This window comes from Paenisporosarcina sp. TG20, assembly GCF_000286315.1.
GTDB lineage: Bacteria > Bacillota > Bacilli > Bacillales_A > Planococcaceae > Paenisporosarcina.
On sequence record NZ_ALJG01000340.1, the window covers coordinates 1 to 12439 of the forward strand.

Below are 12439 nucleotides of genomic sequence, written 5' to 3' on the forward strand. Positions count from 1 at the left end.
CAACAACAACAACAACAACAAAAGCAACAATAAACCTTCTTAAATTTCAAGTCCAAAGATATGGTTACAAGTTAGTTTCTCTATTCACACTACGAAAAACAGGCAGCTGAAGATATAATTTCAGCTGCCTGTTCTGTATTACTTACTGTTTAGTAATAGTCTTTGCTGTTCAAGTACTTTTAGCTCTCTACGTAATAATTTCCCACTTATCTTTGTTTTAGGAAGTTCTTCTAACACTTCAATTTCACGAGGAGCAGCATGGGCTGCTAATTTATATCTTACAAATTTCCTGATGTCTTCTATTAAAGATGGGGAGTTTACAAAACCTTTTTTCAACACAATAAACGCCTTTACAATTTCACCACGAAGCGCGTCAGGTTTGCCAATTACACCTGCCTCAGCAACTGCTTCATGCTCTAGGAGCTTACTTTCAACCTCAAAAGGTCCAATTCTCTCACCAGATGAGTTGATCATGTCATCGCTTCTTCCCTGAAAGAATACGTAACCTTCCTCATCCTGATAAGCTAGATCCCCTGACAGGTACCAATCCCCAAACTGGAAATAGGAATCAAATTTTTCTTTGTTTTTCCATACTTCCTTCATAATTGCGGGCCAAGGAGCTTTTATAGAAAGATGACCAATTTCACCGTAAGGCTGCCTATTCCCTTCGTCATCAAGTATAGCTATTTCAATCCCAGGAAATGCACGACCCATCGATCCAGGCTTGATGACTTCAGAAGGCAAATTAACAATTAGTTGTGCACCTGTTTCAGTCATCCACCAAGTATCATGTATACGTTGTCCCAATTTTTCAATTCCCCAGCGAATCACTTCAGGATTTAGTGGCTCCCCTACACTCAATATATGTCTAAGTGAACTTAAATCATGTTGTTGTAATATCTCATCCCCTTCTGCTTTCAACATCCGAAAAGCAGTAGGAGCGCTATACCAAACAGTAACCCCGGCCTTTTCAATGGTTGAATACCAGGTATCCGCATCAAACCTGCCTCCATTTAGAACAATTGTCGCACGGTTTAACCAAGGGGCAAAGATTGCATACACAGTGCCTGTAACCCAACCTGGATGGGCTGTACACCAATAAATATCATCCTCTTGGATATCTAGCACCCATTTACCAGTCTGATACTGCTGAATCATTGCACGATGCGCGTGAATTATTCCTTTCGGCTTACCAGTAGAACCACTTGTATAATGAATATTAAGTGGATCTTCTAAACTCAGCCATTCTGTAATATTGTCTTCGCATACAGTATTTCTTAATAATTCATTCAAAGATATTTCTCCATCTATACAGTGCTCTTGCTCTGAAGTAACGAATATTTTTTCAAGAGTTGGCAATTGTTCTTTTGGTACTCGCTTAACTAACTCTCTATCCGTAATCAAGTACTTTCCATCACAATCATTAATTCTGTCTTTTATCGCTTCTTCCATAAACGCTTCGAACAATGGCCCTGCAACTGCACCTATTTTAACAGCTGCGATCATCGCAATATAGCAATCTGGATTTTTAGGTAAGAAAATAAAGACGATATCTCCCTTTTGTACTCCACTTTTCCTTAATACAGTTGCCAGATGATCTGTTTTCTCTTTCACCTGTGTAAATGTAAGTTGAACTTCTTCTTCATCATGTAAATAATGAAGAGCAATTTTATCTCCATATCCATCAATTACATGACGATCAATACACTCATGAGCCATATTTACTTTTCCTGAATTAAACCAACTAAATTGTTTTTCAACATCTTGCCAAGAAAAATTATCTACAACTTCTTGATAATTGGAAAGGTTATAGGTTTTATTTAGTGGTTGTAGTTTTAATGTCATCATGACTCTCTCCATTTTCTACTTGAGATAAATCCAATAAATCAAGGATAGTTGCCTTCATTTTTGCTAATTCTTCGTCACCACGTGATCGTGGTCTTGACACAGGGACTTGAAGTTCTTTATAAACCTCTCCTGGCTGTCCCCGTAAAATAAAGATGCGATCACATAAGTAAAGAGCTTCATCAATGTCGTGTGTCACCAAAACAATCGTCGCTTGATATTGATGCCAAATTTTAAGAAGTAGATCCTGCAATTGCATTTTTGTAAAAGCATCTAAGGCGCTAAATGGTTCATCCAGAAGAAGCACTTCCGGGTTCGTAATTAATGCTCGAGCTATGGATACCCTTTGTGCCATCCCACCAGAGAGGTCTTTTGGGAAGTGCTCCCCAAAACCATTAAGGCCTACTAGATCAACGAATGTCTGTGCTTCTTTTTGTTTATCTTTTTTATCATTTAAACCAAAACCAATATTATCAACAACATTAAGCCATGGCATTAAACGTGGTTCTTGAAATATAATTCCTACTTTTTCATGTACAGCTTTTATCAAGTCATCATTTATCTTCACAGAACCCGTATACTCGATATCAAGACCCGAAACTACTCTTAATAGCGTGCTTTTTCCACAACCACTAGTACCAAGTAATCCTATAATTTCTCCTTTTTCGGATTTAAAATTAATGTTCTTAAATCCTGTTGAACCATCATTGAAAGTTCGAGATACATTTTTTAATGATAGCAATCATCTCACTCCTTTAACTCTGCTTTCCAAAGCTATCCTGCCAATGAAGAGACTTTGATTCAATGGCTTTTAATGCAGAATCTGTTAGTTTACCTAAGATCGCAATCATGACAATGCTCGCTAGGACTAAATCTGGGGAGTAAGTGTTTTGTCCTACTACAAGTAAATAACCAATTCCCTTACTTGCCCCCATCAATTCAGCAGCAACGACAAACATCCAACCAAGGCCAAGTCCACTTCTAATCCCTGTGAAAAAAGAAGGGAGAGACGCAGGGAGAATCACTTTTCTAATCAATTGAAACGGAGTGAAATTATAAATTTTGCCTACCTCAATAAGTTTGCGATCAACTCCTTGAATACCAGAAACGATATTCAAATAGACTGGGAAAAAAACACCTACTGCTATGAGCATAATTTTGGATGATTCTCCAATTCCCATCCAAAGAATAAATAATGGAACCCATGCTAGTGAAGGAATCGCTCTAAATCCTTGAATGAGTGGATCCATCAATTGTTCAGCTCTTTTTAGATAACCGATAACAGATCCTAATACAACTGCAAACACAACACCTATTGTAAAACCAATTAAAATTCTCAATAAAGTGACTCCTATATGAGCCCATAAGGTTCCATCAGCCACCATGCTGATAATTTTTTCTAAAACCAAGGTTGGCGCAGGCATTAAGTGTCTCTCAAACACACCGACCATACTTAGTATTTGCCACACCAACAATAGAAAAGCTGGTATGACACTTCCGTATAAAACCACCTTAAGTTTCTTAGGAAAATGAATGCGGTTTTTTACTTTCCACTTGGATTGTTGTGATAGAGATTCTATCTTACTGCTCATTCGTCATCCCTCATTCTTTTATTAAGGTTTTTCTAAATTTCTCAGTACCTCTTGTAGAGGAATTTCACCCTTCAGTGATATCTATATTTATTTAAATACAGATATCACCTATGAAAATAACTTAATCAATTTTTGACGACTTTTTCGGCATAGCTTGGATTAATTAATTCTTCAAGAACTTTCTCTAGATCAACATCTTTTTCTATTATATTTCCTTTTTGAAGTACCTCACCCGCTGCTTTTAAGGACTCAACCTGTTCATCTCCAGGAAGTGAGTTAGAATAATCGGTTCTTTCCAATTGCTTCAATGCCACATCAATTTCGATGTTTGCTTCTTTAGCCAAAATTTCTGCTGCTTTCTGTGGATTCTCAATTGTCCATAATCTAGCTTTTTCATATAACTCAATTACTTTTTCTACTTGGTCCGGATATTGTTCAGCGAACTCTGAACGTACATTTAAAATGCCATACGTATTAAAATCCGGGTTACGGTAAAACAAATTTGCGTCTGTAATTAATTCAAGTTTTGCCATATGTGGATCAAGTCCCGCCCATGCATCTACTTGGTTTGTAGATAAAGCAGCTGCACCATCGGCATGTTGAAGATTAATTATTTCTACATCAGATTCGCTTAAGCCTGCTTCATTTAAAGCTCGTAATAGGAAAATATAAGGATCTGTGCCTAATGTAGCTGCAATCTTTTTCCCTTTCAGGTCATTTACTGTCTTAATATCAGACTCTTTATTCGTAACAAGTGCTGTCCACTCAGGTTTAGAAAATACATATATGCTTTCTATTGGTGATCCCTTTGCTTTTGCTAACAACGCTGCAGCTCCTGCTGTAGAACCAAAATCAACACTGCTACTATTTAAGAATTCAAGTGCTTTGTTACTGCCTTGACTAAGAACATATTCCACTTCAATTCCATCTTTTTTGAATTCCTCTTCAACCCACCCAAGCTCTCTTAATACAAGACTTGTGGGTGAATAATAGGCATAATCAAGCGTTATTTTTTTCGGTTTGCTATTTTTCTCTCCACTTGCACTACTCGAACAACCTGCAACAACCACTAATAACACAATTGATATTAAGCCTACTAATAACTTTTTCATTTTCTCGCTCCTTCTATTGTCCGGGGATTTAAATTAAATTTCACAAGCAAACGTAACAATTGATCCTCTTAATCGTTGTGCTTCTTTATAGGTACAACGGTTATGGACAACATCTAACCCTGCTTCTACAGCAATTGTTGCTGCTTCAGGAGAAATAACACCTTCTTGTAACCAAAAGATTCTTGGTTTCACTTGTGCCGCTTCTATTGCCACCCCTACTGCAGCCTCAGGGCTTCGGAACACTTGAACAATATCAATCGTCCCCGGAATAGAAGTTAAATCCGGATAAGCTTTTTCACCTAACACTTCTGTTTCCACAGGATTAACAGGAATAATTTTATAACCAAGTCGTTGCATTTTTCTAGCTAAACGGTGGCTAGGTCTTGAAGGATTTCCACTTAGTCCAACAACTGCTATTGTCTTTTGACGCTGTTCTTCTACTCCATTGACGTTGTCACGAACGGTCGGTGAATGCAATGCCCATCGAATCACACTTTCATCATTGACGACAACTTCAAGTCGTTGTTGACCATTTGGTGCAAGCCCTGTTGCTTCAAATAATGCCCGATCAAGATCATTCTTCAGGTCACGAACCGACTCTATTCCTATGGATAATCGGATTAAATCTTCACCAACCCCTGTTAACTCTAGTTCTTCTGCACTTAGTTGTTGATGGGTAGTAGAAGCTGGATGAATAATTAATGATTTTGCGTCACCAACATTCGCTACATGCGACCATAGGGCAACATTATCAATTAATTTCTTCCCGGCGTCTCTACCTCCTTTTATTCCAAAGTTTACGATTGAGCCAAATCCATTCCTCAAATACTTTTTAGCTAAATCATGTGCTGGATGGTTTTTCAGACCGGGATATGAAATCCATTCGACTCCAGGATGTGTACTTAAATACTCAGCTAACTCCTGAGCATTTTTATTATGTTTTTCAATACGCACATGCAAGGTTTCTAACCCTTGAATAAGATTAAATGCACTTTGTGCGCTTAAACATGAGCCAAAGTCGCGTAACATTTGCACGCGAAGCTTTGTGCTAAAAGCAAGAGTTCCAAAATCAAAAGCGTATCTTAATCCGTTATAGCTACGATCTGGTTCAGTGAATGTCGGGAATTTTTCACTATTCCAATTAAAACGTCCACCATCAACTACAAGACCCCCTATTGTTGTTCCGTGTCCACCAATCCATTTTGTTGCCGAGTGAACAACAATATCTGCACCATATGTGATTGGCTTACACAAATATGGTGATGCAAACGTATTATCGATAATTAATGGAATTCCATTTTCGTGAGCAATGTTAGCAACTTTCTCTATATCTAATACTTGGAGACTTGGATTGCCGATAATTTCTCCGTATAGTGCTTTCGTTTTAGGCGTAATAGCCTTGCGGAAATTTTCCGGGTCATTTGCATCTACAAAGTGAACAGTAATTCCGTACCTTGGAAGAGTAGTAGAAAACAAATTATACGTTCCTCCATAAAGACTAGAAGCTGCAACAATTTCATCGCCTGCACTTGCAACATTCATTACTGCTAAAGCAATGGCTGCCATTCCTGAAGAAGTTGCAACTGCTGCTACTCCATCTTCTAAAAGTGCAATTCGTTTCTCTAAAACATCAACTGTTGGATTACCAATTCTCGAGTAAATATTTCCTGGTTCATCCAAGGAGAACAAGCTTTGTGCGTGATCTGTATTTTGAAACACAAAAGAGCTAGTTTGATATATAGGAACTGCACGAGAACCTGTAGTTGGATCTGGAGACTGGCCACCGTGTAATAATATAGTTTCTAAATCGTAGCCTTCGTTGTGGTTTGTCATTTTGTTTTCCTCCTAGTATTGGGTTTTATTTTCTAGTATTTCAGTTTGTTAACTTGGTATTAAACTTAAAGTCACTAGACTTCTTTGATTTCTATTAAATAAAGACAAAAGACCCTTCTTCATAAGAAGAGGGTCTAATTCCTCCTCTTATCTTGCAGGTAATGAATACCTGCCGGAATTAGCACCTTTACAAGGAGAACCTTGTTGGTTGCTGGGTTTCATAGGGCCAAGTCCCTCCACCACTCTGGATAAGAAGCAATATTAAATTGTAAAATGCATTAAACTAATAAACTATTGTTATGACAGTAATTCTTCAAATATGTAACAATAAAAATTTCTCACCATTTGATTCCAAAAGAAAAAAGACCCTCGAAAGAGAAGGTCTTTAGTCCTTCTCTTATCTTCCAGGTATACAATACCTGCCGGAATTAGCACCTTTTCAAGAATAATCTTGATGGTTGCTGGGTTTCACAGGGCCAAGTCCCTCCACCACTCTGGATAAGAGTATTAAATTATTATTATGCCAATACGTAAAGCTAATTACTATATTTATGATTGTAGTATAGTCAGAATTTAAAGTCAACTACTAATTTATTATTTTTTAAATCTAATTTAGAGTAGCATAATTGTTGGATCATATTTTTGTACTCGAACGACTTGCGCACTCTATTATTTCAGTACAATTATCAATAAAATACCACCTATACAAACAAGGGTTAGACCAATTTTCATAAATAAGGGAGGAGTATCCCTCCCTTGTTGATTAACCTTTTCCTCTTGTTCATTGACAGTTTTACGATAATTGGGACTACAGCATCCCATTATTTTGGATGGCTCCAGTTGGAAATGTCTTCTTCAAGATTAAGATTAGCAGCTCGATTCTTCTTAGCTGCATTAAAGAATAAAACGATAATGATTATAGTAATGATGGTTGCACCAATATAGGCCGCATTTAGTGATAAACCAAATCCAATTGGAGCATTTATGATGTATGTGGTTGTTGCCATTGTTATAAATATAGCTGGTATCATGGCAATCCAATAGTTTTTCTTAGCGATAAACAAGTACATAGCTCCGACCCACAAAGCAATTGCGGCTGTGGATTGGTTTGCCCATGAGAAATATCTCCATAATAATGTGAAGTCAATTTTTGTAAGTGCAAAAGATATTACGAATAGTGGAAGTGCTATCCACAAGCGACTCGTCATTTTCTTTTGTGCAAGGTTGAAGTAATCTGCGATAATCATTCGAGCGCTACGGAAAGCCGTATCTCCTGAAGTAATCGGTAAGATGATGACACCTATTATAGCTAATGTGCCCCCAATTGAACCAAGCAATAATATAGAAGCTTCACTTACAATTGCAGCTGGTCCGCCGTTTGCAAGCAAATCGCTTAATCCGTCATAGCCGTTGAAAAGACTCATAGCAGCTGCCGCCCAGATCATGGCGATAACCCCTTCTGCAATCATCATACCATAGAAAATTTTTCGTCCTTGTTTCTCGCTTTGAGTTGTGCGGGAAATGATAGGAGTTTGCGTTGCATGGAATCCCGATAAAGCTCCACAAGAAATCGTCAAGAATAAGAGTGGGAAGATTGGTAGATTATCAGGGTGCATGTTTTCGAATGTTAACTCAGGTATTGGAGCACCCGTAAGTACTAATTGAATCAAGACACCGACTGCACTAATTATCAGCAATGCGCCAAAAATCGGGTAAAATCGTCCGATGATTTTATCAATTGGTAGTAATGTTGCCATTATGTAGTAGATGAATATTACAGCAACTATCGCACCCATCGCCATCCAGCCATCCATTAAGTTATAAATTAAGGTTGCTGGAGATGATACAAATACAGTTCCTACTAATAGAAGAAGTAAAATAGCGAATACGTTTACGACATGTTTCATTATTTTCCCTAAAAATTTACCTGCTAGTTCAGGAAGATGTGCTCCACGATTACGGATTGAAATCATTCCAGTTAAATAATCATGTACCGCTCCTGCAAATATTGCACCGAACACAATCCAAATAAATGCGACTGGTCCATATAGTGCGCCCATGATTGGTCCAAAAATCGGTCCCACACCTGCAATATTTAACAACTGTATTAATGCGTTCTTTTTGGTGGACATTGGTACATAGTCCACATCATCTTTATTAACATAGGCAGGTGTTGCCCGATCCTCTTTTACACCAAACATCTTTTCAACAAATTTACCATACGTGAAGTAACCTAAGATTAATAGAATAATACCGCCAATAAATGTATACATATAGCTCCTCCTTATAAAAATGTGAACACGCTTACATTTATTTTAGGTTGTGATTGAGTCATATAGGTGTTTTGAGGTGTAACATGTCGTTACAGAGGGTTAAGACGTATGTATGAAGGATTGAAAAACCTATATGCTATCAGAATATTAAAATACTATTATGAATAAACAACAAAACTGCAAGAAGTACTCACATAAATCAAATCATATAATCTAAGTGTCAGCTGAAAAAAAAAATTGGCAATACAGTATCGACTTGGGTTTCCGGGTCGCTTTGGGTTGCAAACTTACTGCACTATAACCTCAAGAATAAAAGATGACGATAGAAGTGATGTATTTCACTTGAATCGTCATCTTTCGTATAAGCAATCCTGCGGCGTGGTTGCTTCCTGCGCTCGCCTGCAACCATGGCATATATAGTGGTTTGAATTTGGTAAATAAGAGAAAAGACATTAACTTAAAAGGTAGCATTCGGTCGATAGTACAATTTCGCCCTCTCTCTGCTTTCCTATTATTAAATCTCGCGAAGTTCGGTAAAGCTTAGTACTAAAGTCGAGTACCAGAGGATGGCGCTCGACTTTACCTCTTTTGACTTCTCAAGATAAAGTTAAATTTCAAGGCGATTTCTAAGCGACTTCACATAATTACGACTAACAGAGAGCATTTCCTTCCTTCCTATTATTTCTAATTGATATGCACCATTAAACCATGGAGTTAATCGCGAAACGAAAGCTAAGTTTACGAGGAAGCTCTTGTGAATTCGGAAAAAAGAGAAAGGGAATAAGCGGCTTTCCAATTCTTTTAATGGAGTTCTTATTTCAAACTCCTGTGAAGCTGTAATAATTTTTGAAACTTTTTCATCTCGGTATATATACATGATTTCCTTAGGTTCTAGATAAAAAATTTCTCCATCCATATCAACTGCTAGTTTTCCTAGTGGTTTAGTAACCTCCATTTCAACAGGTGGTGAAAGCAATTTTTCAATTCTTTGAATGGTCTGCTGCAATTGTTCTTCATCATACGGTTTCAATAAATAATCAATCGCCTCATAACGAAATGCTTCGACTGCAAACTGGGGGTAGGCGGTTGCAAACACAACTAATGGACTTTTTTTCAACTCCATTAACGCCCTTGCTACTTCTATACCGTTCATTTTGGGCATTTCTACATCGAGAAAAATAACATCAGGCTGATAGTGGAGTGATTTTACGATGGCATCTTCACCAGAATCAGCTTCCCCAACAATCTGAACTGATGCATACTCTCCTAATAAATGTTTGAGCTCATCACGGCTATAATGTTCATCATCAACAACCAAAACACGAATCAGTTTTCCCATGTTTCTTCCCCCTTTAACCCAAAATAAATGATACTTTTGTGCCTTCATTTTGTTTACTCTCAAATAGCAGAGCACTTTTCACACCAAACATGATTGTTAATCTTCTGTTTACATTATAAAGTCCTATTCCTGTTCCACTATCTGAAACTAATCGTTGCACACCTAACAGCTCAATCCGTTCTTGGCTTATGCCTTGCCCATTATCTTCGATAGATACAATCGTAAGTGCATCCTTTTTTTGTATACTAATTTTAATTAAACAGTTGTTTCTTTTATTTTTAATTCCATGTTTGACTGCATTTTCAACAATCGGTTGCAGAGTAAGAGGAGGAATGCTTTCTAATAACACGCTCTCATCTATGTTGTATTCCACAACGAGTCTATTAACATAACGGACTTCTTCAATCTCTAGATAAGCTTTGACGTGCTTTAACTCTTGCTCAAGTGTAGTCAATGTCTCGGTTGTAACAGTAAGGTTTTGCCGCAAAAAGTGTGAGAGAGAAATGAGTAACTTTCGTGCCTTTATTGGCTCAATTCTAACGAGAGATACGATTGTATTTAATGTATTAAAAAGAAAATGCGGGCTAATCTGTGCCTGCAACGCTTTAATTTCAGCTTCTTTTGTAAGCTGATATGCTTTATCAGCTTCTGCAATTTCCAATTGTGTACTTAGAAGCATGCTAAGACCAGAAATGAGTTCTAAGGTTACGTTCGTAACCTTTTTTTCTGAAGTAAAGTAAAATTTCAACGTGCCTATTGATTCACCACGCTGTTTTAATGGAGCAATTACTGCGGAACCAAGTGGACAATTTTCATTTATACAATGAATTGAACTATTGTGTGAAACGATAAGTTCACCTTTTTGAATAGCTTCCTTTGTTAAATCAGTTTGAATTGGTGAGTTCTTTCTATGATGATCATCCCCAATTCCTATATGAGCCAATATATTTGTTTGGTTTGTCATTGCAACTGCGCTTGAATCTATCTCCTTATGTAAAATTCGGCAAACAGCTTCAGCAGATTCGACATCCATTCCTTTCCTCAGATAAACAAGAGTCTGATCGGCAATTCTAAGTGTTTTCTGAGCTAGCATAGCACCAGCTTTTTCTTCCTCGTTAAAAACACTTTTGATGATAAGTAGGAAAAGTGCACATCCCACTCCATTTGCAATAATCATAGGGATCCCAATCACTTCAATGAGTGTGAGCGCTTTTTCGTATGGTTTAGCCATCAATAAAATAATCAGCATCTGAATTGTCTCTGCCGCAGCTCCAATGAAAAAGGCATTACTTATTTTGTTTCTACTGTCCTTACGATGAAATGCACCTGAGAGAATTCCAGCAACGATGGCTGCTAGACCGCAAGCAAGCGCGGTAAATCCTCCTAGCGTAAAGCGATGAATGCCAGCAATGAGCCCTGCACCAATTCCAACTTTATATCCACCAAGTAACCCTGCTATCACTACGCCAATGACACGTGTGTTAGCAATTGCTTCATCACTACTTAGTCCAGTCGCGGCTGCCCAACGGTTAAATTCCTGGGCATTTATGTCTAACGATACCCCCGTATATGTCCCGACTATACCAAAAAACCCAAAAAAGAAAATAGCAGCATATTGCTGCTTACGCCCTAATTTGTCTTGATAAATCATCTGCCTAAAAAATCGAAGCCGAGTTAATACGAAGGCAATCATTACAATAATCCCAAGACGTTCAAGCATGGTTAGAAAAAGTTCAGTCATATCGTAAGTCCCCTCTCTCGGAGATAAAATAGTAATTGGAGTTTTATTTCAATAGTATTCTCATTTTTCTTATTTTAGCATAATGCAGTTGATGTTGAGTCAACTTTAATTACTATTTTGTCCTTTTCAAGTAGTTCACTCGAATACATATAGGAGTAATAATTTTTCGTTCACTGTGTTTATTCCCATTCATTTTGTTTTATTCCTCTTAGAACCCGTTTTTTCTCGTTCGAATGAAGATTATTTAATTTAGTTCAAACATGTTTTATTCCCGTTCGCCTTAATTTCACAATAAAAAGAATGGTCGTCGTCGGACTAACTGACAGCTTTATCTGTGACGTATGGTAGATAGAGATCATGATAGTCGAGTTGAATTTCACATGATAACAGAATAAAACAACTTCCAATATTTAATTATTATAAAGTGGAAGTCACTTTTCACACGTCACTTTTCACACGTAACTTTCCATAATTACAATGACAACTCACAATTACTACTGAGCTACTGTTTGACACTAGAAACACATCTCTTTTCTCTAGAAATTATAAAAGTATTGAATAATACTACTGTTGTATACCTTGTTCACTTATGACATAACACCGAGTTGCTGTAAACACATTTTTCTCCTTCGGATACGACCTTCTTATACTCCTATAAAACTGATTTTTTTCATAAAAAACTACCATACTTTAAATGTCATGGT

General features: G+C 37.3%; 8 protein-coding genes and 2 riboswitches. All 8 genes read right to left on the reverse strand.

All coding sequences use genetic code 11. The annotated features are described in order from the left end of the window. Positions 1-138: 138 nt before the first annotated feature. A complete protein-coding gene (gene acsA, locus B371_RS0115330; protein ID WP_019415194.1) occupies positions 139-1845 on the reverse strand; it encodes an acetate--CoA ligase in 1707 nt (568 codons plus the stop codon). Then, the gene (locus tag B371_RS0115335; RefSeq protein WP_019415195.1) at positions 1817-2587 is read right to left on the reverse strand and encodes an ABC transporter ATP-binding protein; all 771 of its coding nucleotides are present in this window, start codon (positions 2585-2587) and stop codon (positions 1817-1819) included. Before B371_RS0115335 ends, acsA begins: the two co-directional genes overlap by 29 nt. A gap of 13 nt (positions 2588-2600) precedes the next feature. Further along, complete coding sequence (locus B371_RS0115340; RefSeq protein WP_019415196.1) at positions 2601-3437, reverse strand: ABC transporter permease; 837 nt, start codon at positions 3435-3437, stop codon at positions 2601-2603. A gap of 125 nt (positions 3438-3562) precedes the next feature. Further along, positions 3563-4549, reverse strand: coding sequence for an aliphatic sulfonate ABC transporter substrate-binding protein (locus tag B371_RS0115345; protein WP_019415197.1), 987 nt, complete (start codon positions 4547-4549; stop codon positions 3563-3565). 33 nt (positions 4550-4582) lie between these two features. Further along, positions 4583-6382 (reverse strand): PLP-dependent aspartate aminotransferase family protein, encoded by a 1800-nt coding sequence (locus tag B371_RS0115350; protein ID WP_019415198.1) that lies wholly within the window; start codon positions 6380-6382, stop codon positions 4583-4585. Between the two features lie 144 nt (positions 6383-6526). Then, positions 6527-6637, reverse strand: a riboswitch (SAM riboswitch). A 139-nt stretch (positions 6638-6776) separates the two neighbouring features. Further along, a riboswitch (SAM riboswitch) is annotated at positions 6777-6887 on the reverse strand. Between the two features lie 316 nt (positions 6888-7203). Then, on the reverse strand, positions 7204-8655 hold the full coding sequence (locus B371_RS0115360) for a carbon starvation protein A (protein ID WP_019415200.1): 1452 nt from the start codon (positions 8653-8655) through the stop codon (positions 7204-7206). Positions 8656-9262: 607 nt separating this feature from the next. After that, positions 9263-9994 (reverse strand): LytTR family DNA-binding domain-containing protein, encoded by a 732-nt coding sequence (locus B371_RS0115365; protein ID WP_019415201.1) that lies wholly within the window; start codon positions 9992-9994, stop codon positions 9263-9265. Between the two features lie 13 nt (positions 9995-10007). Next, positions 10008-11735, reverse strand: coding sequence for a sensor histidine kinase (locus B371_RS0115370; RefSeq protein WP_019415202.1), 1728 nt, complete (start codon positions 11733-11735; stop codon positions 10008-10010). Positions 11736-12439: the final 704 nt, after the last annotated feature.